This is a genomic window from Allobaculum sp. Allo2 (assembly GCF_022701175.1).
GTDB lineage: Bacteria > Bacillota_I > Bacilli_A > Erysipelotrichales > Erysipelotrichaceae > Allobaculum > Allobaculum fili.
Genome location: NZ_CP078088.1, coordinates 2,282,687 through 2,308,163 on the forward strand (window position 1 = coordinate 2,282,687; position 25,477 = coordinate 2,308,163).

A 25,477-nucleotide genomic window follows, 5' to 3' on the forward strand; every position below is an offset into this window, starting at 1 on the left:
CCTTAAATCCTGAACTGCCTGATCCAGACATTTACGCTTTTACAGGCAAATTCATTACTTAACTTAAAACGAATTTTCACGCTCTATCCATAGACCTTTTCCGGCTGAAAGAGCATCTTGATGCCCTTCCACAGCCATTTCACAATCCAGGAAAGAATAAAGGAAAGCACGAAGAGAATCGCCTCCATGCAAAGGGTATAGAGCAGACTGAAAGCGAAACCGTTGCTTTTCAAAATCAGATTTTGCAGAGACTGAGTAAATCCTACGCTGGTCAGAATGCGCAAAATGGGAAAGTGAACAATATAGATCAGAAAAGAATACGAAGCGGCTGCACAGATCATCGATTCTGCACCCGCTTCAACCGCTTTTTAGCGCCTTTTCTGGGGCGAATGGCTGCCAGACCAAAAATCAGAATGAGTGCCGAGGCCAGCATGCCCCAGGCGGAATACCAGTACAGCGCGCTCGCATCGCCCGGATCTGCCGCAAAATGTTTCATCTGGACCCTGGCCCGCGCCAGATTCAGGAAAACGAAACCGGCCAGTGCCGCAGCGGCAGTGATCCAGCCGTGAAAGTGTTTTCGATTTCGATACAGAATATGTCCCCAGATCACTTCGATGGAAGCCGGAATGGCTGCTCGGAACAGATAGTGAGAAAAGCCGGCGAGATGGTTGGACGTCAGATCGTTCACAATAAAGAACCCTAACGTAGCAGCCATAAAAAGAATGGTGGCGACTCGGGATCGATCCAGCCCGTCCGCAATCCATTTCAAAACCGGAAAGAACAGAAAGACGAGCAGATTGACGTACAAATACCACAGATGATCCATGCCGATTACACCGTTTCGCCATTGCAGAAAATCATTCAATACCGCCGGAATATCCGAAGGGACAAATCCGGGCAGGGGCAGACTGTTCATCGCAATGCCGAGCAGACTCGCCAGAACGAGCGGAATAAAAATCCGGGTAAACCCTCGCTTGAGCGTTTTGCCATACGTACTGGAAAACAGAAAACAGCCGATGACCATCCAGAAAATACCAACGCCATCCGCTGCCAGGCAGGCAATAAAGACACGGCCAAAAGCCGGTTCGCCGTTAATGATCACTGGCGGATACGAATGACAGAGCAGAACGATCAGACAGGCGATCAGCCGAACCAGTTCTACGCGGGCATCTCGGCCCCTTTTCTTTTTGGCCTGGATCGAGTCAGAGCCATTGTAGTGGATTGTGTCATTTTTAAACCTCCTGCAAATCGTAAACGATCGGCTTTATTGTAACGGACTGAGCAGACAATTGACGAATTCTTAAAAATCGGGCATTTCAAATAGTCGAACGCAAAAGATCCTCTGACAAAGTCCATTCCTTTTCCCTCGATTTTTCTGGTCCGTATTCATCGCCGTTTCTTATGACCAAAAAAAAGAAGAGCTGTCCCCTTACGTACAGTATCTCTTCTTTTTCTGTCCGATTTGCGAAACCCGTTATTCTTCGCAGGACTCTCCGCAGTTGCCGCAGAAACGGGCATCCAGCGGAAGTTTGGTGCCACAGAACGGGCAGTATTTAAACGTCATCGGCTGCTCGAACGGGTCTGAACGGTTTGAATCGCCGTTTCCGGTTTTGTTTCTGGAATCCAGATCTTCACACGGGCTGAGACTTTCGAGTCCATCTAAACTGTCCAGACTCTCAAGATTATCGAGACTGTCCAGATCGATTGAGCGAAGCTGGTCAAATATGCCGCCGGTTGAAGCGGCAGGTTCCGGTTTTGGCAGGTCCATCGTCTCAGTATGACGATCCCGCAGTTTGAGCTGTTCTTTAAGATGCGTAATCTGATCAAAATAAAGAATCAGTTCTGGCGTCGGTTCTTCGAAACGATTTTCATAAAACGCTTTGCCCAGTTCCCGGTACGCCGCATCGAGGGCTTCCAGAGACGATTCCCTTGATCGGCTTTTGGCATTCGAATAAAAACTGTTTTATTATTTCCGCTCATAGTCTTACTCCCAGTACAATCGCAAATTCGCGCTGCTTCAAATAGATCGCCGTATCCCGCCCAAGGTAATATCGACGATGTTTCCCCAGCGGCTGCCCGCTTTCTAAAAAGACAGCCCGGTTTTCAAACGGCTCAATTCCATACATGCCCAGATCACAATCGTAAAAATGCCGACAGACGCCTTTTCGCTCTGTTCCAGAACGACTTCCGGCTCTTCCTCCATCTCCACGAACACTTCTTCCAGATGGTGCAGCAGAACCGCTTCTCCCTTATGGAATGAGTCTGTGCCGATCAATACGCCTTCAAATCGGTTCATGACGCAAATCCTCCTTGCTTTGTTCAAGCTGGAACAGCTGATTGGAGCCAAGGCGAAGAATCTGTCCGTCTCGGATTTCCGATTTCTGCGTGACGGGCTGATAATTGACAAACGTCTTGGAAGAAGAATTGAGATCTTCCACCATAACGCGATTCTCTTCCAGCGTCAGCCGGGCATGCCGCTCAGAGAGTGTCGTATCAAAATCGATGACAAAGTCGCTTTGCCTTCCGCATCCGATCAGCAGCTCTTTTGCAGGCGAATCTGAATGCCCGTATTCATATGACGCAAAAACCAGTTTGACCGGGAACGCACGATCGGTTCGGGCTCTGGGATGGAATCGGAATTTTGTACCATACCATCGTCAGAACTTTTCGGTATTTCAGCGAGCACTTCGACAGCTTCGGCAGCTTCGGCGGCTTCCTCTGGGGCTGGATCGGTTCTGAAGTCCAGCAAGTCATCCAGATCTCGCATAGCCGTATCTTCCGCCTTTTTTCCTCGACTTCCTGATAATTTTGTTCCTGCTGAGTTTCGACAGGATCCGCTTTATCCTGCACGATGGTTTCTGCTGGACGTTCCGGTATGATTTCTGGAGCCTTCTTGCTCAAAAGGTCCGTCTCCACTTTGGAATCTGAGGAAAATTCCCGGAACATCTGATCAAAGATGTCTTTTTGGATGACGTGGTTTCGTTTTTTGCGGATTCGAAAGCTGGAAAACCGGCAGGCTTTTCTTCCGGAAAAACGAACGGTTCGGGTTCGGTCTGGGAATGGATGTTTGAGAAATCGCCGCCGCAGATTTCCTTTTCTTCGCTGTCTACGGCTTTATGTCGAATGGGATCGCTGGCTGTTCTGGGAACCACGATCGGAATCAGCCCGCTAATACGGGCGGAAACCGGCGGGATATCCAGTGACGAAACAGAAATCCACTTTGCTTTTTTCATGTGTCCTTCCTTATGGCTTATCGTGGTCTGCCTATCCTTTTTCGGATTCCAAAGAAGGGGCAGATATACGAAACGTGGCTCGCTGTCGAACCACGTTTCGTCAGGTGCGATCCAGTCGGGCTGTACCCGGCGGATCGCTGAAACAAATTATGGATGCCGTTTTTTCGTCCTGGCTCGACGTCATTTTGAAAAAACGGTTTTATTTCATTTGTCGCTGAAGATCCAGAGCGCTTTCTTCACATCGTTTCAGACTCTCTTCCAGATCCTGAAGGGTACGGGTCATTGCCGATTCGTAGTCTTCGAGGAGCTGCTGGAGCTTCTGATTTTCCTGTATCAGCGTTTCGCACGGATGGGCAGCCGCGTGGAGTTCAGGTGACTGTCTCAGATTTGCGATGATGGAAAGAAGAAGGTTTCTCTCCTGCAGAAGAGTCTCTCTGGAGCGATGGAGCTGTCGTGCCGAGGTTCGAATTTTATCCGAAGATCGCATTCGCCTCATCTTCCAGCGCCTTCAGATCATCCGTGATGGTGCTCTGTGTCTGGGTCATGGAATTGAGATAGTTTTCAATCTGGGTTCTGGCAGCAATGGTTTTCGTGATTACCGTCTGCACATTATGCAGATGGGTATCCAGGTTTCGGACCGCGTCGTTTCCCACGTTGCCAATTACGCCGTTCTGCATATTTTCTTTAACTTTCTGCAGGTCTTTCTGATATCCCTGCATCTTATCCAGTTCGGCTCCAAGTTTGTCGAGAGTCTGTCGATATTTTTCTTCCGAGACTTTAAGTTTCAGTTTTTCCATAGTCTTTCTTTTAATGTGTTCTCTTTCTATTTTCTGATTGACTTAGATGTACAGTTTCGATTACTTGCCTTTTCCGATGCCGGCAGAGCGGAGGGAATCCGTTGCATTTTTCTCCGCGCCGACCAGGGATTCTCCAGCGCGGATAAAGCCCTTCGCCAGATCCCAGATGACCTGTACACAGGCATCCACCAGATCTACAAACTCATTGCCGACTTCTTTAAGGTGATCCGAGAATGTACCTTCGCTTTCCTCGTACAGCTCTCCAATCAGTGCGTCTACCGCTTTGCTGCTTTCCTGGATAACAGTTCCAATGTTTTGAAGATCTTCGGCAGACATATCCATAACTTCTGTTGCGACTTCCAGTTCCCAATTTCCACTCATAGTTCTTTCCTCCTTGTTTCTTTGTTTTACTCACCATTTCGGATCAGCCATTCTTTCAGGCGCCGGATCTGCTCGAGCTGAGCCTGACGCGCGTGAATGTATTCCCGGAAAATTCTCCTCCGTTTCGCGCTGCCAGCTTTCCACGTCCATTTCTATACTGTGGATCAGCCTTTGAATCTGATCGAATAGTTCCTGTCGGTTCTGCATCAAAGTAAATATAGTACATCCCCTGACCGATCGAATAATCTTTCAAATCGTTGCCGCTTTTTAATACGCGCTGCTGTTTTTGACTAAACAGAACTTCCTGTTCGGAGGCGTAATACTTTCCGCCGGCCAGATTTTCAACCGCCTGAGCGAGCAGCTGGGTCAGTTCCTTGCAGTCCATCGAATCCGGAACCATCAGGTTGTATGTTTTCTGAATGGAAGGAACGTATAAATCGATCAGTATTTTTCCATAAACAGTTCCTTTCTTTGCAGCTCTATTTTCGCCGCCGTATCCATCCTGGCTTTCGTTCGTTCAGGGGACATTCCGTCCGAAAGAAGGCCTGCTCTGAACCGTCTTTCCTTTCCCGGAGTCCTTTATCTTTTCTGAATCAGATCACTTTTCACTTTCCCGATCACCATCTCTTTTCCAATCCCTTTCTCTTTCCTGACCCGTATCTCGTGCAAAATGCACGCAGCCGGTCTAGCTGAGAACCGGCCGTTCATCCTCATCTTCCTGTGCGGTTTTCCTTAAATCGCCAAGCGGAAGGAAAATGGTTTCGACCTGATCGTTTTCCCAGATCAGCCCGTTATTGAGATTTTGCGTTTTGGATGGACGGACAATTCTGGAATATTCGCGCGGCAAAGTCACCAGATCCTGCCGGTCAAAGCATCCGCCAAATAACAGGGTCAGTTTCCCTTTGAAATGTGACTTCATCATAGCGTCGAAGCGTTCCGGGTCATTGGCAAGGGTGAATCTTCGAAGTTCTTCTACTTCCTCGAGGGTCAGATTCCCTTCGTCCAGCTTTGATTTTTCTGTCTCGTGCAGTTTTCGGCTGGCCAGAGAAATGCGTTCCTTGTCCTGAGGATGCCAGCCGAATACAAAATAAATATTGAAACCGGCTGTGTTGTTAATGATCCCGCTTAAAGGTCCGGCAGATCCGGCACTGAGATTCAGGATCAGATCCCCGTAATCGTCCACGAGAATAAACAGAGGCTCTGTTCTTCTTCGCATCTCTTTGCGGACGATTTTCAGGCTGGCGGCTTTTTCCAGTCTTCGATGCCTTTTTCCTTCTGGATTTCCAGGCGGATCGTTTTGCGCTCCTTTGCGATTTTCGCAAGCTGATTGACGAACGTGTTCACCGTCTGAGCGGTCAGTTTTGTCCACTCGATTCCTTCTCGATGCGTTTTGGGAAGCTCAGAAGCACTCAGTCGAATCACAGAGCCCCCGCTCTTTTTGACGGCGGTCTGAATGGCGCCCATGACGTAGTTCACAGCGTCTGGATTTCCAAAGTAGACAGGCAGGGTGCTCAGCTGCTGAAACGGCAGCGCAATCGGGCGCAGCCGGCTGCGGATAATTCCAAGCGGAATGCGTTCTGGTTTGAACGGCGCGATGAACTCCTCATACGTCTGTTCCGGATCGATCTGCGTCAGATGATCGGGCTCGGCTGCGTCTTTCCAGATCGTATTCGCGGTTTCAATTTGCGAAAGGATCTGACCGTAGCGTTCGGCGTCATCGAGCTGAGGGTCGAGCGCGGCTGCCTGGAACTCTAAAACCCGCTTGTCCTTTCGGATGTAGCCGCGTCCGGGAAGCGGATCGGGAAAGGCCTTCGGCCGGATATCCAGCAGATCCTGATACAGATACATATCGGTCAGCCGTAAGGGCAAAGACGTCTGAATGACGCTCTGCTGTCTGGCGGTCACATTGCGCACGTCCGCGACGAGAAGCATGAACTGAATGCCGAAAGCCGGTCCGTCCCTCAGCAGCCGAAGAAGCTGATCGAGCGCCTGACGGCCCTGTCCCCTGTCGGGGAAATCGTCAAATCCGTCAATGATAAAAAACGTCAGCGGAAGGCGCTGCACTCGGCGCATGGACGCAAAGCTCGTCCGGTTATACTGCGCAAACAGTTTTTTGCGTTTTTCGAGCAGATCGTACGCAAACTGAATGAGCAGGCAGAGTTCCTCTTCGGAAGGTCGGCTCATGCACATGCCGACATGTTTCAGTTGGGAAAACATGCCCAGTGACTTTCCCGTCAGGTCGGCAATATAAAACTGCAGATCTTCCGGTGAATTTCTATCGATTGAAGTGAGAAGAATGGTTTCCGCCAGCCAGGTTTTTCCAGTTCCCGGCTCGCCGGCAATTAAAATGTTTCCCGCATTGGCCAGATCCAGCGTATAGGGCAGCTGTTCCTGATTTTCCGGATCATCCGTCAGACCGATCGTTACCGAATAGGAATCTTCCGGCTGCTTCAGAGAGCTCAGGCTGATCTGCGGATTGAGCGGGTCGAGCCATAAGGAAGGCACTTCGATTCCCTTCTGTCTGGCCAGATCGGACAAATAGGTCACTAAGGAAACGAGCTGCGAGCGGCCTTTTGCCGTCTGGTCTGAATCGGCTTGGTTTTAAAATACGGTTCGCCATTGGGATCGAGAAAAGGATTTCCTTGTTTTCCGAAGACTGCGCTTCATCGGACGGCTTATACTCGGCGCCGGTCCACGCGGACTGACCCATCGCAAAGTACTCGTCGTATCCCACCAGCATGTAAAAGCGGCCGGTTTCCTTGATTTCGGCCGCATAAGGCCGGTTGATCATGTCATTGGAGTCGCTGCGGTCCTGAACTTTCAGGCTGACGCGGAATTTGGTGTTGCTTTTGATCTGACCCGTGACGACACCCGCCGGTTTCTGGGTCGCCAGAATGAGGTGGACGCCAAGGCTTCGGCCGATACGTGCAGTAGAAACGAGCTGATCGAGAAATTCCGGATGCTGGTCATTCAGCTCCGCAAACTCATCGGAAATAATGAGCAGATGGGAAACCGGTTCGCTCACAACGCCGCGGCGGTAAAGCTGCTGGTAGCCGTAAATGTCCATCGTTCCTTCGTTGGCAATGGATTTGGCTTCATTGAATATTTTCTGGCGGCGCTTGAGTTCACTCTCGATCGATGCCAGAGCCCGGTTCATCGTGCTTTCGTCCAGGTTGGTAATCGTACCCGCAACATGCGGCAGCTTGATTCCGCGCTGCGGATCCACAAACGCGCCCGTAAGACCTCCGCCCTTGAAGTCGATCAGAATAAACGAGACTTCGTACGGATGATAGTTAACGGCCAGCGACAGAACGTAGGAAATGATGAACTCACTTTTACCCGACCCGGTCATACCGGCGATCAGGCCATGCGGGCCATGCTTTTTTCATGAATATCCAGCTCAAACAAAGACCCGTCGGGATGGACACCGACTGGTGCAGCCAGCGTTTTCATCGGGTTGGAATCTTTCCAGCGCTGTTCAATATCGAGATGTTCAATACGGCCGGCTTTGTACATTTCCAGAAAGGTCAGCATCGCCGGCAGTTCTTCTTCCTTTTTCTCTTTGGGACGGCGGATATTGGAAATTTCGCTGAACGCCTTCATCAGAGCGTTTCTGGAAATCGAAGCGTCCAGACAGAACAGATCCGGCTTTTCCTGATGTTCCAGCTGCAAAATATGAATGCCTCCCTCTTCGAGAGAAAAGACTTTCGTACACTCCTTAGGCAGGATGGTCGAAAAGCTGAAAATGCTGAAGCCAAGGTTGTGTCCGGCCGTGACTGCTGTCCAGAGCGATTTTGCGGATTCAAGCAGTTCCTGCGAAAAGGAGAAGACCAGATAGTACGGCGGGTTTTCCAGAACCTGTTCGCGGCGGCCTTCCTTTTCTGCGCTTCTTCCACTCGTTCACTCAGACGCTTGGATGCTTCGGCTGCATCGGCTTCGCTGGTAATAATCCAGCGAAACTCCTGCCGGTCATCCCAGATGTGGGGCAGAAATTTTAAAAACGGATTTTCCTCCAGCATATCGCGGTCCATGACCAGAATGATTTTCAGCTCTTCCGACGCATGCAAGTAGCAGATCTGAAACAGGAGCCGGTAAAACAAGGAGAGCTTTCTCTGCAGGCTGCCGCGCACGCCGCAAATGTAATCCTCGATAAAATCGACTGTGATCGGCGCATCCGTCAAGGCGTAATCCTGTTCGACGAGCCCGTACATTTTGAGGGCCAGAGAATCTTCATCGACGCCAAACGATCGGGATGGATACTGAATTTCACTTTTGAGCGGAACTTTTCCTTTGCCGATGCGCAGACGCAGAAAGTCCTGATGAACCGGTCTTCTTTCCCACAGCCGTCTACGGCTGGGCAGAAAGCGGAACAGATCGTCTTCCGACGGATTGTTTTCGTTGAGGTCCTGCAGTTCCATCGCCTGAACCGTTTCAATCTGATTCTGGATTTCACTGAGATATTCGTTGTAGCGAACATACCGGCGGTTTTCGTATTCTTTTCGTTCTTTCTCGGTAAACTTCGAAGTCAGCATGGGAAACATGACCGAACTGATCAGAGACGTGAAGTTTCCATTGAGCGCACTCATTCCGGAAAACACAGCCGGGCCGCCAAGCGCAGCAGCAGAGGAATCTTGTTGGCGCTCATGGAAAGGGGCGGCAGGTCGACGGTAATTTTGACGGGATCAAAATGAAACGCACGTTCGCGCGGCTTGCGAAAAACGGGATGCTTTCCCTTGGTTTGGGAAGAGAAGACCATTCCTTTAACTGAATGGGGTCCGTCAGAGGCGTCAGGGAGCGCACGACCGTATGTTCGGTCAGGCTCTGGATCGATAAAAAGCCTAATCCGACGACAATCAGACAGCCTGGAAATTCCAGACGGTCGCCGGCCTGAAGCGAACGCAGCGAAACAAATTCGCCGTTTACGCGCGTTCCAAACGAACTGTGCTCATCGCGCAGATGCATGCCCTCCGAGGAAAGATCGATCGTCGCATGCAGACGGGAGACGAGCGGATTATCGATTTGAATGTCGTTTTCTGACATTCGGCCGATGTGAATCTGACCGGTGCGCGGCAGGAGAAAGTTTTTCATCAAAACGGTATCTTCCGCATCCTCGATCAGCAGAACCTGCAGCCGAATCGAACCGAATTCAATTTCAAAGGCTTCCAGATTCTGAAGATCCAGACTCGTCTGCGGCTGCGTCTGATCCCAGGCTTTCAGCCGCCCGTTTCCAAAAATGGAAATTCTCTGCTCCTTTTCGTTGCGTTCAAACCAGAGGTTGATGAAGCTGTATCGATCCGAAAGCCAGATGCGACTTCGTCCGATGGGGTACTGGGACAGAGATTTGACCGTGATCAGCTGCCCTTCATGAATGAAGTACAGATTTCTGGAGCATTCTGGTACCTGTTTTAAAGAGAGTCCCTGTTCTCGACCCATACAATCACTTCCTAACTAAATCTTCCCGATTTTTCCCTGTCCTGTCCTGCCTGCCTCGGCTTCTGCACAGAAAAACACGTCGGTACGTCGACGCCATCCGGCAAAACCGTCTTTATGGCCTGCCGAGCTTAGCGTTAAGCGCAGGTTCACCCTGAGACGGCTGGCGCATGAGGCTGGCGGAACTGGTCAGCTTTTCGCCCGGTATTCTTCGTGAATCGCCTGAAGAATCTGCTGTTCTTTTTCTCTTTGACATTGTTCAGATAAATCAGAACGGCCAGACAGATCACAACGCCGACAATGGCAATTCCCAGGCAGATGATTCCGATGGTTTTGTTCATTCGAGCCATCCTCCGTTTTCTACTTCTTCATGCTGGGTTTCGAGCAGATCCATCTCGGTATCTCCAGTCGAGCTGTCGTACTGCGCGAAAGCCTGCTGATAATACTGATCAAAGGTGTGGAACTCCCGGGCCGTAACCGGCGCCGCCAGCTGTCGATCGAGTTCCAGGAACGCGCGGCGTTTCGCATTGTTGTAATGACCGGGCTGTACTTCTTCCATGCGGGCAATGTTTTTTCCACTTCATCAAAGCGGCCGAGTTTCTGGTTTACTACGGCCAGATTGTTCAGATCCTGATACGAGGCATAGTTCTGATTCACAATTTCCTGAAGAAGATCCGCCTCCTTCTGGAGATACTTCTTGTCTGGCGAATTTGAAGCCAGGCGCGAATAGACGCGAATCAGCCGCTGACGCATTCTTAATCCATACGCCTCGGGCAGTTTTTCGATCGCTTCTTCTAAAAGGCCGGCTGCTTTTTCATACTCGCCGACTTCCATTTTCCAGTCCGGAAGGCGGCAGTAAATCTGATACTGCATAGCCGGATCGGCTGTCTCCATTTTCAGCGCTTCAAGCTGTTCGATCGCCTGCGCGGTATTGCCCATCGCATGCTGGATCTCGCTCTGGGCAAGGACCAGATCGCCAGACGTCAGTCCGCCAGCCTGTGCCTGTTCCAGAACGGTATTCGCCTGATCGAAGTTTCCAAGATACGCCAGCGTGATGGCGTAATCGCGCGCCAGTGCGGCGTCGTCTTCCTGTAATTCGTAGGCTGAAGCGTAATTTTGCGCAGCCGGTTCATACTCGCCAAGCGCAAACTGCGACTCAGCCAGGTTTTTCAGCGCCTGCGCGAGATAGTTCGAATTTTTGGTAATGTCATCCATCTGCAAAACGGTATCCGCCAGATACTGTTCATTTTCCGCATATTTTCCCTGCGCGATCAGCATGTCCGAGCGCAGCAGGTCCGCATAGCCTTTGGAGGAGCTGACTTCCTTGGCTTTCTGATACGTTTCCTGCGCCTGGGCATACTGTCCGTTTCGAATCTGTTCGGTCATGGCCGTCGTGAGATGGTCATACTGATCTTTTCCATCCTGCACGATCAGGTAGACCGAGAACGCGCCGAGCGCGATAAAGAACACCAGCCCGGCAGTACAGAGGGTTTTCAGCGTTTTGACGGTCTTTCGCCATTTGCGAATGCGGCTGCTGGATTCTTCCATCACCGACAGATCTTCCTTCATCTGCTCCGCGGATTCGTAGCGATCTTCCGGCTTTTGCGCGAGCGCCTTTTTCAGAATTTCCATAAACTCTTCTGAAGTTTTCGCGGCCAGCCCGTCCCATTGCGGATCTTCCGGGGTATAAATTTTTCCCATAGCCGCGTGATAGAGGGTGACTCCCAGCGAGTAAATGTCGCTGCGCGGGCTGAGCGCGCGAAAGCCGGGCATGGATCCGTGTGCCTGGAACTGTTCAAACACCCGTTTCTGTTCGGGAGAGCAGTAGTCTGGCGTTCCGCCGATGCCTTCCGCGCTGTTTCCTTCCATCGACGCGTTCAGATCAATAAGAACCGCGTCTCCATTTTTCGAATCATGATGTTGGCCGGCTTTACGTCCAGATGAAGAATCGGCTTTTCCTGACGATGGAGTTCGCTTAAGGCAGAGGCAATATCCATCCCCATCTGCCGCAGCTGCAGCAGTCCAAAGTTTTCGCCGCTTTCCAGAATCTTTTCGAGCGAGCGCCCGTCAATAAATTCCATGACGGTGAAAAACTTCCCGTCGACTTCGAGGTAATCGTAGACGGCCGGCAAATACCGGCTTTTCAGTTTTTCAGCAGGTTGGCTTCCATGCGGTTGGCTTCCTCATCGATCGAGGGGTTAAGAATCTGCTTTAAAACGACATACCGCCTCAGGTTGATCTGATAGGCCAGAATCACCAGGCCGCCTGTTCCGCTCCCGATTCTTCCTTTGATCTGATACATTTTCGAAAGTTCCGCTGATGTCATAGTCTTCCCTGCTTCCCTTTTTCTCTCTGTCTGCAAGGATAGACGCCTGCGCGCGTATGGTTTTGCCTGTTCGATTCCAATGGAAAGGAACGGGCTGCGTACACGCAGACTTCTGTCCTCGTTTTCTGCTTTAGCTTTTATTCCCTGCTTAAGCGTTTACTGGCCGGCTTAAGCTTTTTCTTTTTCACACCGTCAGCAGCTTCCGCTGGAGCCTGTGAAGGCTCGTCTTCTTTTTCTGGTCCTGCGATTTTTCTTCCTTTGCTTTCAGTTCTGCGCTGTCTTTTTCATCCGGAGTCTGCGTTTTTCTTCCGCTTCTGAAATGGCATTAACCCCAGCGTTTTCATTCTGGTCAAAGCGAACCAGTTTCCATTTCCCGTTGATTTTTACCGGCGCAACGCTGCGAATCATCCAGCCGCCGTCTTCAAACTCTCCGGCGTATTCGACTTTCAGACTGCCGTCCAGCATTTCAAATCCTTTTTGGAATACGTTCCGATTCCATGCAGACCGGGTCTGGAAACGTCCAGGATTCCCTCTTTGGATTTCTTTCCGTCTGCGGAAATGATCGTGAACGTCCGATCTGTGTTCAGCGCTAAGAAGGGGCCCAGAGCATAGTTTTCCGTATTCACTATGCTCATGGCGGGAACTTCGCGTTCGATCAGTGCAAAACAGGGAATCTGTTTTGCATCGTATGGACCGTAGGCTTTCCGGTTTACCGGATTGTAAATATAGTAGACATCCTCTTTCGCTTTGTCCTTTGCAGCGGGTGCCTTCTCATCGGAAGCGGCCTTTTTCTCGACGCGAACCAGAATCGGTGCGGCAGGCTGCTGGATGGCCGCTTTCTCATTTACAGTTTTTCATTCGCAGAGGTTTCGCCGGACGCCTTTTTTGTATCGTCTGCTCCCGCATTCGGATCCGCTTTTCCATCCTGAGCGGCATCGGCAGCAGATGGATCGGAATCGGACGCGTCGTTGTTCTCCTTAGCAATCGGTGCTTCCTGGGAAGCAATTTTTTCCGAAGTGTTTCCGACTACGATAAGTTCGAGCTTTTCGTTGAGCGCGTAATGCGTCGTCTTTTCTGCAGCCGTTTTTCATTCTTGTCGGCTGCAGCCGGCTTTCTTCCTTCTTCGCGGAAGAGGGCTTTTCCTCTTTCTTGACGGGCACAGCTTTTGCTTCATGCAGATCTTTTGTAATTTCGTACTGTTTGCCCTGATCGTCCGCGCGCAGTGAAACAGACTGGATGCTTTCCGGAATTTTCGCCTGCGAATTTTTCAGCAGAATCTCGCAGCTGAGCTTTCGATCCGTACGGGTAACTTTTCCCTGCGGGGTCACAAAGCCGTAAACGCCGTCGGCGGCGATCAGCCAGCCCTGTTCGCCAATTTCAATCGGGGTAAAATCGAGCGGACCTAAATCCGCAACTTTCGTCCATCCCGGATCGGTTTTTCCGTCTTCTTCCGGTCTGGTTACATTGGCGAGCTGCGTATCAAACTCTTCCTGCTCACTGTCCGGCAGACTGGCATGCGCATCCGCAACGACCTGCTGGGCTTCAATCACATCTCCGCTTTCGATCAGGACCTGATAAAGAAGCAGGTAGGCGTCGGATCGGGCGGGATTGATTTCAATTGCGGAATTCAGAAGACGGACAGCGGTCGCCACATCCGCCTGTTCAAGGGAATCCATCGCCTCATTCATATGCTTGCTGTACTGAATCGTATCGGCAGCCGCATTCATGACTTCTTCGATCGGTACGGCCTGACCCGCTTCGGCCATCTCGTTCACGTTTTGGGTAAACGTATCGTTTTCCTGCTGATCCAGAACGGTCTGCGCTTCTTCTACGAGCCCGATGAGCTGTTCTTCGTCGCCCTGATTCGAATACAGAGAATAGAGCTGTTCGTACGTATCGGATCGTTTCGGATCAATTTTCTTGGCTTCCAGAAGCGCTTCTTCCGCTTTGTCGTAATCCTGAGTTTCCATATATTTTTCTGCAGCCGCAATCGCTGCTTCATAGGAGTTTCAGAATTCATCGACCGGCCCATCCAGCTGCCAAGGCCTACCCCGGCAGCGACGACTGCAGCCGTGCATCCAATTAAGATTCCTTTTTGGCGCCTTTGGAAAGGCCGCCTTTCTTTCGGGAGCCGGTGCTCCGCAGTTCATGCAGAACTTCATGCCGTCTGGAATTTCTGCTTTGCATTTTGGACATTTCATATGGGTTCTTCCTGCCTTTTCTTCTCTTTTCACTACCGTAGAAACCGCCGTTTCCCGGTCTGCCTTCAAGCCTTGCGAAGGTTCGCCAGGAAATGCGTGCTTTATCTTTAACCGTTCTTTGTGCCGGTTGATTTGTTAGGACACTCCGAGCCTTTCCTCCGCTGTGATGTATAGGAAAGGCTCGAATTCGATCTAGATATAATCGTAATTAAAATTTACTGCCTTTCTTCGTTTCCCAAAAGAAGGGGTGATTCTGTCGGCTTTCGAACTTGTTTTTGCCCAATCTGCGCAGTTTTTGTGTCGTAAGTTTTCCATTCTCTCGCATGCCCTGGATCATCCGCTCGCGTTCCGACCGTCCGATTGGCCGATCCGGGTGTAATTCTTTCTTCGGTTTCTCTGGCTCTCACAGCGCCGGCCTTTTTCGGAACAGAATTTCCGGTTTGGTCCTGCAAAAAGAGCGCCTTCCAAAAGCGCCCGGATCCTCTCCAAAGAAAGGGTTCGTCTTTGAAGATCTCTTCTGTTTGAGCTCAGAGCAGAATTTTTACCCCTCCAAAATTCAGTTTTCTCGTACTTCTATACTGAAAACCAGATACAGGTTCGGTTCCCCCGATCGCTTCTCTTTATCGCTGAGAAGCGAAGGAATCGAATTCGCGTTCCGTTCCTGGTTTCTCAGGGAAAAAGGAGGAAATACATTATGCATTACGACTATGCAGAAGAAACCCATAAATGGGTTCTGGATGCGTTTGAAGAAATCGGCATCCACAAATTCGACGACACGAACGACGGCCTGATCCGCTTCTCCATGCTTGTGCCGAAGTCCAAATTCAGAGCCTACGATTTCGCGATCCGGCTGTGCGATCATACCCTCACCATGTACATGATCGCTCCCTTCCGCGGGGATGACAGCGATCGCAAAATGATGACGAAACTGGCTGTTCTTCAGACGAATGCCAACTACGGGCTGCGCAACGGAAACTTCGAAATGGATTTGCGCGATGGAGAAATCCGCTACAAAACGTACATCAACCTGGAAAACAGTACCGTAAATCCAGACGTGCTCGATGACGCGATCCACATGTCCATCGCCGCCTTCGACGTCTATGGAAAGGATATGGCGAAGATCGTCTATGGATTCGGTCAGGAATCCGAAGACGAAGAATTGGATGACGAAAAGACGAAACGGAATCCGTTTCCGTCCACAGCGATTCCCCGATCCGCCGGCTGCGCGCGAAAATCATCGAGGCGCTCGAGATGCAGCCGACAGAAAACTTCTTTGAACATCTTTATCAGCTCTTTGGCGGCGAATCCCCGAAGGGGAAACCGCGGACCCGGAAACCGTCATCGATCTGGTTGCGGAAACACTCGATCTGCCCCCTACAAAGATTCTGGAAACGATCATGGACACGCTTCGCGAGTTCAGCGGGGAGTAAGAGGCCGGATCGGCTGAACCCATCCGCAAACCAGACGGATCCAGAAGGTATTTTTCTCGTCTGAGGCTTTCTGATCTGGTGACGCTCAAATACCACAAAACCATGCAAGGTACAGCTCAAAAGCTGTACCTTGTCTGTTTTCGGATGTCCTGTCCGTCTGGATCTGTCTTTTGAGGAAAGATTTACAGAATATCTTGCTTTTTACGCTATACTTAAAGCAAGGAATTATACATATGACAATTGGTGACCGTCTTAAATACATTCGAATTCAGCGCAAGAAAACTCTTGAAGAAGTCGCGGCAGCCGTCGGCGTCAACCCGACTTCCATTTCCAAATACGAGACCAACCGCATCAAGAACATCCCCAGAAAAAGCTCGAAGAGCTTGCCCGCTATTTTGACGTCTCCATTTATTACATTCTGGGACTGACCGATCCGGGAGACGCTTCCCCTCTGATTCTTTCGATTGATGAACAGATGCTCGTTGAAGACTATCGAAAGCTTTCCCATGAGGATCAGGTCACCGTGCAGATTCTGGTCAAGCGGCTGCTTGAAGTGGCGTCCGATCCGAAGGATTATGTGCAGCTGACGCTGTGACCTTTTCCTGCCAGATCCTGTTCTTTATCCAAAACAGACAGAAGAATCCGGATCCATCTGGATCCATAATTTCTAGCTTCGCAAATTTATAGCTTTACGCTTCGCGAAAAAGCCGCAGTCCGACACATCGATCGTGTGTCCAACTGCGGCTTTCGTGTTTATCAGAGATTCAACAGGAACGAAGAAACCGGGCTGGAAACGGTCTTCCTTCCAGTTCTGTCCTATTCTTCGGCTTTGAGTTCCTTTACGGCTTCGCCGAGAACTTTGCCGATGGAATCGTGAATGACCAGATCCGCCTGATTGTCATACGGGGTGCTGTCCCGGTTGATCAGAACAAGGTAGCGGCCGCGGAAATACTGCAGAAGTCCGGCTGCCGGGTAAACCTGAAGGCTGGTACCGCCAACGATCATGCAGTCAGCCTGAGCGATAGCCGAAACCGCCTGGTTCAGAACGCTGCCGTCCAGGGATTCTTCATACAGAACGACATCCGGTTTAATGATGGCGCCGTCTTTCGGATCTCTTGGAATGCCGTCCTGATCGCGGTTTTTCATCGTTTCTTCGAGCGTGAAAAACGTATGGTCTTTCGTACAGTAGTTGCGCAGAACGGATCCGTGCAGTTCCAGCACGTTGAGCGATCCGGCTTTCTGATGCAGACCGTCAATGTTCTGGGTAATTACGGCTTTCAGCTTGCCCATCTTTTTCCAGATCCGCCAGCGCGTAATGCGCGGCGTTTGGAACGGCGTCGAGATAAATCATTTCATTGAAGTAGAAATTGAAAAATTCCTTGGGGTGACGGACAAAAACGAATGGGAAAGCATCGTTTCCGCTGGATAGGGATACTTGTTTTCCTTTTTCTCTCCATAGAGACCCGTCGGAGAACGGAAATCTGGAATATTGCTTTCGGTCGAAACGCCGGCTCCGCCAAAAAGACAATATTGCTGGAATCGCGAAGAATATCTGTAAGCGTCATATGGCTTTACTCCTTTATTTTCCTGCCTGGGCAGCCGTCAGGCTGAAAAAGACCGGAAGAAAATCTCTCCCGGTCTGATTATAAATCTAGTCTTCTTTTTAATGATGCCGACGGTGAATTTTCCGTCTTTGATATCTACATAGATATCGGCGTCGTTCATGATGCCTTCTTCAATCATCTTACGGGCGATGTCCGTTTCGAGATAACGCTGAATGTAACGCTTCATTGGACGAGCACCAAAGACAGGGTCTACGCCGTTTTCGGCGATCTTGTCGTAGGCTTTGTCGCTGACATGCAGGCGAATATTTTTTCAGCCAGACGATGTTCGAGTTCGCCGACGAACTTGTGCGCGATCTTGATGAAGGCTTTGTCATCGAGTGCGTTGAAGACCACGATGTCATCAATACGGTTGATGAATTCTGGACGGAAGTGCTTCTTAACTTCTTCCATGTATTTCTCATGGAGAATTTCCGGTTCCTTGGCATACTCAAACGCATACTGAGCGCCGAGGTTGGACGTCAGAATGATAATCGTATTCTTGAAGTCGACGGTAACCCCTTGGAGTCGGTGATACGGCCGTCATCGAGGATCTGCAGCAGAACGTTGAAGACATCCGGATGGGCTTTTTCTACCTCATCAAAGAGGACGATCGAGTACGGATTACGACGAACGGCTTCGGTCAGCTGACCGCCTTCTTCGTGTCCAACGTATCCAGGAGGCGCTCCGATCAGACGGCTCACAGCGTGTTTCTCCATATATTCCGACATGTCGATTCGTACGATATGACGTTCATCATCGAACAGCTGCTGTGCCAGCGTCTTGGCGACTTCGGTTTTACCTACGCCGGTAGGACCGAGGAACAGGAAGGAACCGATCGGCCGGTTTTCATCCTGAATCTGCGCTTTGGAACGAAGGATGGCATCGACAACCAGATTGATCGCATGATCCTGGCCGACAACGCGTTTTTCCATTTCGTTCTGGAGATTGAGCAGTTTCTTGCGTTCGCTCTCAACCAGACGGCTGACTTCTACGCCGGTCCAGCGGGAAATAATCTTGGCGATCATTTCTTCGTTGACGGTTTCCTGAATCAGAGCATCTTCACCGGCTTCTTCTCCCTGACGGGCAGCAATGCGGGCTTCGAGCTCAGGAATTGTTGCGTAGCGCAGTTTGGCTGCATCTTCGTAGCGGGCTTCGTTCTGGGCAGTTTCCAGATCGAGCTTGGCTTTTCAAGGGCCTGCTTGTCTTCTTTTGCGAGTTCAATTTCACGCTTTTCGTCTTCCCACTTGGAGTAGAGTTCATCACGCTTGGATTGCAGACGGCCCATTTCTTCTTCAATTTCTTTACGGCGTTCCGCGGCTTTCTTATCGTCTTCATCCATCAGAGACGTTTTCTCAATCTGGAGAAGCATGATCTTACGCTGCAGTTCGTCGAGTTCCTGCGGCATGGATTCCATTTCGACTTTCAGCGTCGCACAGGCTTCGTCGACCAGGTCGATGGCTTTATCCGGCAGGAAACGGTCGGTAATGTAACGATCGGAAAGCGCGGCGGCAGCAACGAGCGAATCGTCGTTGATGTGTACGCCATGGTAGGATTCAAAACGGTCTTTCAAACCGCGCAGAATGGAAATGGTATCTTCTACGTTTGGTTCCTTGACCTGAACCTGCTGGAAACGGCGTTCGAGAGCCGCATCCTTTTCGATGTATTTGCGGTATTCGTTAAAGGTGGTGGCACCAATCATGTGCAGTTCGCCGCGTGCCAGCATTGGCTTGAGCAGGTTGGCTGCATCCATGGAACCTTCGGTCTTGCCGGCGCCGACCAGGTTATGAATTTCATCAATAAACAGAATGATCTGACCCTGAGACTGTTTGACTTCATCCAGAATGGCTTTCAGTCGTTCCTCAAATTCGCCGCGGTATTTCGCGCCGGCGATCAGAGATCCCATATCCAGTTCGATCAGTTTCTTGTCTTTCAGAGATTCTGGAACATCATCCTTGAAAATACGCCATGCGAGTCCTTCAACAACAGCCGTTTTACCAACGCCTGGTTCACCAATCAGAACCGGGTTGTTTTTGGTTTTACGTGAAAGGATCTGCATCATCCGGCGGATCTCATCATCACGTCCAATGATTGGATCAATTTTGCCTTCGCGTACTTCAGCGACCAGGTCGCGTCCATATTTTTCAGGGCTTCAAGGTTTTCTTCAGAATTCGGGGTATCCATTTTACGTCCTCCGCGGCGTTCCAGTTCAGCCTGGTAGCACTGCTGCTCGGTCAGGTTGAAAATCTGAACCAGCTTGCGGGAGATATACGACTTGTTGAACATCAGAGCAATCCAGAGCGTAGCCGTACTGAGGTAGGTCTCTTCGTGTTCCGCTGCCCATTTGGACGCGGTCTCGATGGACTTCTGAACTTCATTGCTCAGGTTGATGTTCGCGGAGCTGGATTTAACGATATTCTTTTCTTCTTCACGGATTACGGAAAGAGCAGTCTGCGGATTCACATTCAGCCGATCAAACAGGCCTTTGAGAGTACCGTCTTTGAACATCGCCTCGAGAACATCAATCGTATCCACGCTGGCATGAGATTTTGCTTTCGCATCATTCATGGCTTCAACCAGGATCTTCTGAAGATTCTCGGACATCTTATCAAATTCCATACTTTCCCTCCTTGTCTATCTAACATCCTCATTATAGGCGCAGGACTTCATTCCCATTTCGAGGATGCCTAAAACATTTATCACTCCGCAATGCAGACCGCCTAAGCCCGTCCTGTACACTGAAACGCTTCCTCTAGCTCGTCAGTTTCAGCATTGTGTACAGGCCTGGCATCGTTTAAAAGCACATTGACCGTATTTCTATTCGGGCAAAGCCTCATAACCTCTTCTTTTTAAAGACTACAGTGATCTTAGCGAGTTCTGCTCGATCCGATGGAAGCCCATTCCCCAGAAGTAATGCCTTCAAGCCCGGTTTCTTTTTTTCTGGACGTATTTGGCTTAGATAAACCGCTGACCAGAATTCAATTTTAGTCCCGGCTGCGAATGTTTTCTTTTGTTCAGACTGCGCTTTCCAGAGATGATCCTGCACGTCATTCGCTCTTCCATTAAAATTTAAATTCCATAATATTTCACAGTCTGGAGAATAGACATGCCCATTTCCGACAACAAAACAATCATTCGACTCGATTCCCAATTTTTCCCGGACGCTCAGTTTCGAAAAGCCGTCTGCAAGCAGTGCAAGCTGAAGGAAGGCGATGTTCTGAGTCTCGATATTCTTTCCCGGATCGAAAACCTCGACCTCTCCTCCCTTTTTATTGACAGTCTGGAAGGCATTGAACATTTCCGCTATCTCAAAAGCTCGACGTCAGCCTCAATTTTTGAAAGCGCTCGATATTTCCAGCCTCGTTTATCTGGAAAATCTCAACTGCGATGGCAATTACCTCACCGAGCTCACCCTCGGTTCACATGAACACCTGCGCAAGCTTTCCTGCCGGGAAAACCGGTTAACCTCTCTGAACTTAAGTGAAGTGCCGGCGCTCACGTCTTTATCGTGTCAGGAAAACCGCCTGCGCGGACTGGATCTGCGTGCCTGCCCCAACATTGAAAAAGTCCGCGTGTACGCCAATCCGCTGCGTCAGCTTTTCGTCGATGGATGCTCCCGTCTGCGCAAGCTCGACTGCCGCTGCGGCCGTCTGCAGTCTCTCGTATTCAAATCCAGCCCCGCATTAAAAGAACTCTTCTGCTCCGAAAACCTTCTGACGGAACTCGATGTAAAAAGCTGTCTGAATCTGCAGGTTCTCGACTGCTCCAGCAACCTTCTTTCTTCTCTGGATCCAGGCAACCTCGAAAACCTTACCGAATTCAACTGTTCCGATAATCAGCTCAAGGAGCTGACCGTTTACCCATGGCAGGATCTCATCGATTTTGACTGCTCGAACAACCAGCTTCATGAACTGGAAATTGTTACCTTTGAAGAACTCGAAAAATCGACTGCTCCAGCAACGATCTCGAAAAGCTGACCGTAAACGACTGTCCCTGGCTCATGTACCTCAAATGCCAGCACAATCATCTGAAGACGCTGAACATTCTCGACTGCCCGGATCTCGCCCATCTCAACTGCTCCGATAACCAGATTACGCAGCTGAACATTAACGACTGCATTTCTCTGGTCAGTCTCAACGCCTCCAGAAACGACCTTAAGGAAATTGATCTGCGGGAGTGCGAACAGCTTTCCCACGTCAACGCCGATCATAACGTCCGCGTTTACGCGAAAGACATTCCGTTAAACAGCTGAAGATCGTTTCATTCTTTCCATAAATCTATAAATCCGCTGCGGGGATCATTTATTCGATGATCCCCGTTTTCTCTGCTTCTGAAAAGGGCGGACTTTTTTCTTCTGCTCAGTTTTTCAACGATTTTGACGAAAGACGATAGACGAAAGACGATATAAGAAAAGCGAGGCAACTTACTTAGAAGATCCTCGCAGTTTTTATGAATTCTCGCTTTTAGAGCGGGCTTCTATCTGGTTTTGCTTAATAATCGGATCAGCCGAGATTTTCCTCTTCGTCATCGCTGGATTGGTCATCATCCAGAACTTCCATGCGGGCATAGGTGACGATCCATTCATCTCTGGCTGCCACGGATTCGGACTTGGTCAGAGGCGAATACAGCATCTGATCGAAGACGCTTTTCGGAGCGCAGATATTCTGGGCGCCGGCCTGAATGGCCATATGGAACTGACTGGAATCGGAAACGACGACCAGAACGCGATCAGGATCATAGTCTTCGTTGGGCGAATAGGCACCAGCCGTATTGAGGACGTCTTCAACGAGGCCTTCAATTGGTGCAAAGCGGGAAATCTTTTCAAGATCCAGAATGGTCAGCCACGCCTGGTTATGCATGGAGGCCATCGCCTGTTCGAGGGTAAAGATTCGGCCGCAGGCTGTCGGAATATGAAGCGTATGCGCGGCTTTGAGGGTCATGTAGCCCTGGGAATCCGCAGTGACCACGGGAATCAGACGCGGTGAGAATGCCTGCAGGTGTCTTCCCTCTTCAAGAATGCTGCGGAAGCTGGGAGCGATTGAATAGAGCAGGATATTCTGGCTTTCGCTCATGACTTCAAGAAGCGAATTCAGCGTCTCCTTGACGTTTTTATTCGATCTTGAAAAATCCATGGGTTCGGTATAGACACCGCTCAGGGTAATCGCCTGATTGACTTCGAGAAATTCAGCGGGATCGATGGTCTGCAGGTAATACTTCACTAGAATGCCTTCTTTCCTTTGGTGTAGGTCATGACTACGTCGTAGTTCGGATCGAGAACGACGAGGTCAGCGTCCTTTCCGGCCTGGATGGAGCCTTTGCGATCGTTGACGCCAAGCAGAGTAGCCGGGTTGATCGTTACGGAGTTGATGGCGGAAAGCCATGGAACCCCGGCTTCTTCAAGAACTTTCAGACCTTTGTTTACGTTCAGTGTGGAACCGGCAAGTCCGCCTGTGGATGTCAGGTGAGCGGATCCGTCCGGCATCAGTTCGATTTCGTTTCCGCCAAAGAGAACCTTAGTTCCAGTCGGCAGAGATTTAACCATCAGGGAGTCAGTAACCATGATGGCGAAGTTTGGACCTTTGGCTTTGTAGAAGTCGAAGATCGCTTCTTTGTGGAATGGTTTCCGTCACAGATCAGTTCGCCGTATACGTCACTGAAGCGGAACGCTGCACCGACCAGTCCTGGTTCTCTGTGATGGAATTTGGTCATGCCGTTGTAGACATGCGTCATGGACATCGCGCCGTTGGCTACGCCAAGCAGTGCCTGTTCATAGGTGGCTCCGGAGTGACCCTGGCTGACTACAATGCCGTGATCCACGCAGAAGTGAGTCAGTTCATAGTCGCAGTCATGTTCGGTGGCCATGGTGATCAGCTTGATCAGATGATCGGAAGCTTCGTAGTAGCGCTTGAACTGTTCTACGTCCGGTTTTACGCAGTATTGTTCCGGCTGAGCGCCCTTATACACCTGATCAAGGTACGGACCTTCGAAATGGATACCGAGAATTTCAGCGCCTTCGTAGCCTTCGCGTACGACTTTGGCGACGTTCTTAACCGCAGCCGTCAGAACTTCTTCAGACTGGGTGATGGTTGTCGGCAGGATGCCGGTAACGCCTTCGCGAACGATGTTCTTCATCCAGTTGCGCAGGCCTTCTTCCGTAGCGTCATTGGTGTCCCATCCATAGGCGCCATGGGTATGCTGATCGATGAAGCCAGGAACGATGCGCAGATCGCCATAGTCTTCGTCAACAGGCAGGGTTTCGTAAGGGAGAATCGCTTCAATCTTTTCGCCATTCGTCTTGATCTGGCATGGCATGAAAGTATCAACGACCCATACTCTACGGCTTTGAATAATCATAAAATGTTTCCTCCGTGATCCAGTTCTGCTGGATCCTTGTATGGAGTCAAAAGGCAGTCGTCCGGCTGCCCTTTGACAATGATCACCATTTATTTTATCCAGTTTCTGCCCTTGTAAATGTTAATAATTACAAATTTGTCAAAAACGATAAACAAGCATTTGATTCGCTACAGCTTTCAAAAACAGGATTATTCCATTAACCGGCGTTCGTAATTTCCAAGGGCTGCCTTGGTCCGGTTGAGCAGAAGGAAAGCTTTCGGATCGTATTCCTGAATCAGCTTTTTCATGTAACGGACTTCGTAGCGGTTCATGACGCAGAGAAGAATTTCCTTGTCGTCGCCGGTATAGGCGCCGTTGCCTTTCCACCAGGTTACGCCGCGGTGGATTCGATCGAGAATAACGTGTTTCAGTTCGGGGTTCGAGGTAATGATCATAGCTGTCATCGAAATGTTCTGCAGGTGTACCTGGTCGCTGACAAAGTACATGATGACGATGAACAGCGTGGAATACAGAGCGTTTTCCAGACCGTAGATCGAAATGGCGAACAGTTCAACGAACGCGTTAACGATGTAGGAAATCTTGCCGACGGAGAATCCGGGTTTGGTTACCGAGAAATAGACGCCGAGAATATCCAGACCGCCTGCGCTGCCCGCAGACTGCAGGCAAAGACCGATGCCAAGACCGCCAAGGATCGCACCAAAGATAACGTTGGTGAGCGGATCCGCGAAGATCGGGGTTGTTGGAACGCTTAAGAAAGAAAGCAGAGTCGACTGAATCAGAATGGAAAGAATCGTTTTGAAAAGGAAGCTCTTGCTTAAGGCTTTCCAGGCCAGGATGAACAGCGGGATGTTCATCAGGGTGTTAAAAAGACCGGACAGCTTTACGGAACCGCAGATTATCTGCGAAGCGATCTGGGCGATACCGATCAGGCCGCCCGTATTGAATTTCCAGGGGAAATAAAGACGTTGACGCCAATTGGAAAAAGAATGCTGCCGACGATCAGCAGAAAATACTGATACGCTTTGTGCTTTGTAAATATCTTTTTCTTTTTGGGTTCAAGATGTTTTGCATCTTTTGGCATAACAGGATCGGACTGCAGCGTGCCGTTTTGGTTGGGGGATGAATTCACGTTGGTATACCTCTGTTTCTTTTCTTATCGACAGAATTTTTCTTGTTTGTTACCAGACCAAGACCGTCTCCTGTCTCTGACGGTTTTTCGTTTCGATTTTTGGGGCGTTCTGGGAACCCATCGTCTGTGCATGGATGAAATCCTCAGAACTGCACAAAACCAAAACGAAGGCAGGAATCATAAATTCCTTGTTCAGTTAAGCAACTCATCTTATTTAATAAGTATTTAAATCTTAAGTCAGGGTTTTGGCTCTTTCAAACGGGCTGACCCTCTAACCGCGCCGCTCGTTTTCTGACCAAAAAGGCGATGTCTTTGGGGGAAAGGACTAGTCGTTCAAACATTGGACGCGTTTTCGTCCGTCTGTATTTTGCAATGGAAAAGCCTGTATTCTGACGTGCTTTTTGGAAGCGAACCAGCTCAGCTTCGGGTTTTTTGTACTCTCCTCTTCCTTCGGTTTTTGAGAAAGCCTTCCATATTCGAATGGCTTGCTCAGAAAAGAAGAAAAAGATCGTTCTGAATTTCCGCCTTCTGACGTCCGTTCACTCACTGCAACTGGAAAGCTTGCCGGAGGGGTTCGCCGGCTGTTCTGAATCTT

General features: G+C 50.0%; 32 protein-coding genes and 3 pseudogenes. 5 read left to right on the forward strand and 30 right to left on the reverse strand.

What is annotated here, in order from left to right:
- Window positions 1-83: 83 nt before the first annotated feature.
- The 6 genes from KWG61_RS13065 to KWG61_RS13090 all read right to left on the reverse strand — a co-directional run bounded on the left by KWG61_RS13065 (window position 84) and on the right by KWG61_RS13090 (window position 2,767).
- Window positions 84-341 (reverse strand): hypothetical protein, encoded by a 258-nt coding sequence (locus KWG61_RS13065; protein WP_242744207.1) that lies wholly within the window; start codon window positions 339-341, stop codon window positions 84-86.
- Window positions 338-1,249, reverse strand: coding sequence for an acyltransferase family protein (locus tag KWG61_RS13070; RefSeq protein ID WP_367614390.1), 912 nt, complete (start codon window positions 1,247-1,249; stop codon window positions 338-340). The genes KWG61_RS13065 and KWG61_RS13070 overlap by 4 nt, the downstream gene beginning before the upstream one ends.
- Before the next feature lie 225 nt (window positions 1,250-1,474).
- The gene (locus KWG61_RS13075) at window positions 1,475-1,768 is read right to left on the reverse strand and encodes a zinc-ribbon domain-containing protein (RefSeq protein ID WP_242744209.1); all 294 of its coding nucleotides are present in this window, start codon (window positions 1,766-1,768) and stop codon (window positions 1,475-1,477) included.
- Between the two features lie 315 nt (window positions 1,769-2,083).
- On the reverse strand, window positions 2,084-2,296 hold the full coding sequence (locus KWG61_RS13080) for a hypothetical protein (RefSeq protein WP_242744210.1): 213 nt from the start codon (window positions 2,294-2,296) through the stop codon (window positions 2,084-2,086).
- Window positions 2,283-2,591, reverse strand: coding sequence for an FHA domain-containing protein (locus KWG61_RS13085; RefSeq protein WP_367614391.1), 309 nt, complete (start codon window positions 2,589-2,591; stop codon window positions 2,283-2,285). Before KWG61_RS13085 ends, KWG61_RS13080 begins: the two co-directional genes overlap by 14 nt.
- Window positions 2,534-2,767, reverse strand: coding sequence for a hypothetical protein (locus KWG61_RS13090; RefSeq protein ID WP_242744212.1), 234 nt, complete (start codon window positions 2,765-2,767; stop codon window positions 2,534-2,536). Before KWG61_RS13090 ends, KWG61_RS13085 begins: the two co-directional genes overlap by 58 nt.
- A gap of 296 nt (window positions 2,768-3,063) precedes the next feature.
- On the opposite strand from KWG61_RS13090, the gene KWG61_RS13095 reads away from it, so the two are divergent.
- Complete coding sequence (locus tag KWG61_RS13095; RefSeq protein ID WP_242744214.1) at window positions 3,064-3,609, forward strand: hypothetical protein; 546 nt, start codon at window positions 3,064-3,066, stop codon at window positions 3,607-3,609.
- A 94-nt stretch (window positions 3,610-3,703) separates the two neighbouring features.
- Here KWG61_RS13095 and KWG61_RS13100 read toward each other — a convergent pair whose 3' ends face one another.
- The 17 genes from KWG61_RS13100 to KWG61_RS17795 all read right to left on the reverse strand — a co-directional run bounded on the left by KWG61_RS13100 (window position 3,704) and on the right by KWG61_RS17795 (window position 14,368).
- Complete coding sequence (locus tag KWG61_RS13100) at window positions 3,704-4,030, reverse strand: hypothetical protein (RefSeq protein ID WP_230266778.1); 327 nt, start codon at window positions 4,028-4,030, stop codon at window positions 3,704-3,706.
- A 60-nt stretch (window positions 4,031-4,090) separates the two neighbouring features.
- Window positions 4,091-4,411 carry a hypothetical protein gene (locus tag KWG61_RS13105; RefSeq protein WP_230266779.1) on the reverse strand — a complete coding sequence of 107 codons (321 nt, stop codon included), beginning with the start codon at window positions 4,409-4,411 and terminating at the stop codon, window positions 4,091-4,093.
- A gap of 55 nt (window positions 4,412-4,466) precedes the next feature.
- A complete protein-coding gene (locus tag KWG61_RS13110) occupies window positions 4,467-4,811 on the reverse strand; it encodes a hypothetical protein (protein WP_242744216.1) in 345 nt (114 codons plus the stop codon).
- A 285-nt stretch (window positions 4,812-5,096) separates the two neighbouring features.
- Window positions 5,097-5,627, reverse strand: a complete 531-nt coding sequence (locus tag KWG61_RS13115) for a hypothetical protein (protein WP_242744218.1) — start codon at window positions 5,625-5,627, stop codon at window positions 5,097-5,099.
- Between the two features lie 17 nt (window positions 5,628-5,644).
- Window positions 5,645-6,916 (reverse strand): FtsK/SpoIIIE domain-containing protein, encoded by a 1,272-nt coding sequence (locus KWG61_RS13120; RefSeq protein WP_242745713.1) that lies wholly within the window; start codon window positions 6,914-6,916, stop codon window positions 5,645-5,647.
- Complete coding sequence (locus tag KWG61_RS13125) at window positions 6,816-7,763, reverse strand: FtsK/SpoIIIE domain-containing protein (RefSeq protein ID WP_242744220.1); 948 nt, start codon at window positions 7,761-7,763, stop codon at window positions 6,816-6,818. Before KWG61_RS13125 ends, KWG61_RS13120 begins: the two co-directional genes overlap by 101 nt.
- Window positions 7,764-7,771: 8 nt before the next feature.
- Window positions 7,772-8,014, reverse strand: coding sequence for a hypothetical protein (locus KWG61_RS13130; RefSeq protein WP_242744221.1), 243 nt, complete (start codon window positions 8,012-8,014; stop codon window positions 7,772-7,774).
- On the reverse strand, window positions 8,014-9,009 hold the full coding sequence (locus KWG61_RS13135; RefSeq protein ID WP_242744223.1) for a hypothetical protein: 996 nt from the start codon (window positions 9,007-9,009) through the stop codon (window positions 8,014-8,016). The genes KWG61_RS13130 and KWG61_RS13135 overlap by 1 nt, the downstream gene beginning before the upstream one ends.
- 43 nt (window positions 9,010-9,052) lie before the next feature.
- Entirely contained in the window at window positions 9,053-9,844 is a 792-nt protein-coding gene (locus tag KWG61_RS13140; protein WP_242744226.1) for an FHA domain-containing protein, read from the reverse strand.
- 146 nt (window positions 9,845-9,990) lie between these two features.
- Window positions 9,991-10,182, reverse strand: coding sequence for a hypothetical protein (locus tag KWG61_RS13145; protein WP_242744228.1), 192 nt, complete (start codon window positions 10,180-10,182; stop codon window positions 9,991-9,993).
- A 19-nt stretch (window positions 10,183-10,201) separates the two neighbouring features.
- Window positions 10,202-11,710, reverse strand: coding sequence for a tetratricopeptide repeat protein (locus KWG61_RS13150; protein ID WP_242744230.1), 1,509 nt, complete (start codon window positions 11,708-11,710; stop codon window positions 10,202-10,204).
- An 8-nt stretch (window positions 11,711-11,718) separates the two neighbouring features.
- Window positions 11,719-11,973, reverse strand: coding sequence for a protein kinase (locus KWG61_RS13155; protein ID WP_242744232.1), 255 nt, complete (start codon window positions 11,971-11,973; stop codon window positions 11,719-11,721).
- A gap of 11 nt (window positions 11,974-11,984) precedes the next feature.
- Entirely contained in the window at window positions 11,985-12,167 is a 183-nt protein-coding gene (locus KWG61_RS13160; protein WP_242744234.1) for a hypothetical protein, read from the reverse strand.
- Between the two features lie 264 nt (window positions 12,168-12,431).
- Window positions 12,432-12,632, reverse strand: a complete 201-nt coding sequence (locus tag KWG61_RS13165; RefSeq protein ID WP_242744236.1) for a hypothetical protein — start codon at window positions 12,630-12,632, stop codon at window positions 12,432-12,434.
- Window positions 12,614-12,802, reverse strand: a complete 189-nt coding sequence (locus KWG61_RS13170; protein WP_242744237.1) for a hypothetical protein — start codon at window positions 12,800-12,802, stop codon at window positions 12,614-12,616. The genes KWG61_RS13165 and KWG61_RS13170 overlap by 19 nt, the downstream gene beginning before the upstream one ends.
- A gap of 342 nt (window positions 12,803-13,144) precedes the next feature.
- Window positions 13,145-14,137, reverse strand: coding sequence for a lipopolysaccharide assembly protein LapB (locus tag KWG61_RS13175; RefSeq protein WP_242744239.1), 993 nt, complete (start codon window positions 14,135-14,137; stop codon window positions 13,145-13,147).
- A 39-nt stretch (window positions 14,138-14,176) separates the two neighbouring features.
- Entirely contained in the window at window positions 14,177-14,368 is a 192-nt protein-coding gene (locus tag KWG61_RS17795) for a zinc-ribbon domain-containing protein (protein ID WP_367614392.1), read from the reverse strand.
- A 694-nt stretch (window positions 14,369-15,062) separates the two neighbouring features.
- On the opposite strand from KWG61_RS17795, the gene KWG61_RS13180 reads away from it, so the two are divergent.
- Together KWG61_RS13180 and KWG61_RS13185 are read left to right on the forward strand one after the other, a co-directional pair.
- The gene (locus KWG61_RS13180; protein WP_242744241.1) at window positions 15,063-15,815 is read left to right on the forward strand and encodes a YbjN domain-containing protein; all 753 of its coding nucleotides are present in this window, start codon (window positions 15,063-15,065) and stop codon (window positions 15,813-15,815) included.
- Window positions 15,816-16,031: 216 nt separating this feature from the next.
- A complete protein-coding gene (locus KWG61_RS13185; RefSeq protein ID WP_242744242.1) occupies window positions 16,032-16,226 on the forward strand; it encodes a helix-turn-helix domain-containing protein in 195 nt (64 codons plus the stop codon).
- A 388-nt stretch (window positions 16,227-16,614) separates the two neighbouring features.
- On the opposite strand, the pseudogene KWG61_RS13190 reads toward KWG61_RS13185, so the two are convergent.
- From KWG61_RS13190 to KWG61_RS13200, 3 genes and pseudogenes are all read right to left on the reverse strand, one after another.
- Window positions 16,615-17,397 (reverse strand): annotated as a pseudogene (locus KWG61_RS13190) (NAD-dependent protein deacylase).
- A 3-nt stretch (window positions 17,398-17,400) separates the two neighbouring features.
- A pseudogene (locus KWG61_RS13195) lies at window positions 17,401-20,018 on the reverse strand (ATP-dependent Clp protease ATP-binding subunit).
- 214 nt (window positions 20,019-20,232) lie between these two features.
- On the reverse strand, window positions 20,233-20,697 hold the full coding sequence (locus KWG61_RS13200) for a hypothetical protein (RefSeq protein WP_242744243.1): 465 nt from the start codon (window positions 20,695-20,697) through the stop codon (window positions 20,233-20,235).
- Between the two features lie 37 nt (window positions 20,698-20,734).
- Between KWG61_RS13200 and KWG61_RS13205 the strand changes: the two genes are divergently transcribed.
- Both KWG61_RS13205 and KWG61_RS13210 read left to right on the forward strand, forming a co-directional pair.
- Entirely contained in the window at window positions 20,735-21,376 is a 642-nt protein-coding gene (locus tag KWG61_RS13205; RefSeq protein WP_242744244.1) for a leucine-rich repeat domain-containing protein, read from the forward strand.
- Between the two features lie 23 nt (window positions 21,377-21,399).
- Window positions 21,400-21,651, forward strand: a complete 252-nt coding sequence (locus KWG61_RS13210) for a hypothetical protein (RefSeq protein WP_242744245.1) — start codon at window positions 21,400-21,402, stop codon at window positions 21,649-21,651.
- A 250-nt stretch (window positions 21,652-21,901) separates the two neighbouring features.
- On the opposite strand, the gene KWG61_RS13215 is transcribed toward KWG61_RS13210, so the two are convergent.
- The 4 genes and pseudogenes from KWG61_RS13215 to KWG61_RS13230 all read right to left on the reverse strand — a co-directional run bounded on the left by KWG61_RS13215 (window position 21,902) and on the right by KWG61_RS13230 (window position 24,882).
- Complete coding sequence (locus tag KWG61_RS13215; RefSeq protein ID WP_230266791.1) at window positions 21,902-22,618, reverse strand: hypothetical protein; 717 nt, start codon at window positions 22,616-22,618, stop codon at window positions 21,902-21,904.
- Window positions 22,618-23,753, reverse strand: a pseudogene (gene nagA, locus KWG61_RS13220) (N-acetylglucosamine-6-phosphate deacetylase). Before nagA ends, KWG61_RS13215 begins: the two are co-directional and overlap by 1 nt.
- Window positions 23,754-23,941: 188 nt before the next feature.
- The gene (locus tag KWG61_RS13225; RefSeq protein WP_367614393.1) at window positions 23,942-24,682 is read right to left on the reverse strand and encodes a YitT family protein; all 741 of its coding nucleotides are present in this window, start codon (window positions 24,680-24,682) and stop codon (window positions 23,942-23,944) included.
- On the reverse strand, window positions 24,679-24,882 hold the full coding sequence (locus KWG61_RS13230) for a hypothetical protein (protein WP_242744246.1): 204 nt from the start codon (window positions 24,880-24,882) through the stop codon (window positions 24,679-24,681). The genes KWG61_RS13225 and KWG61_RS13230 overlap by 4 nt, the downstream gene beginning before the upstream one ends.
- Window positions 24,883-25,477: the final 595 nt, after the last annotated feature.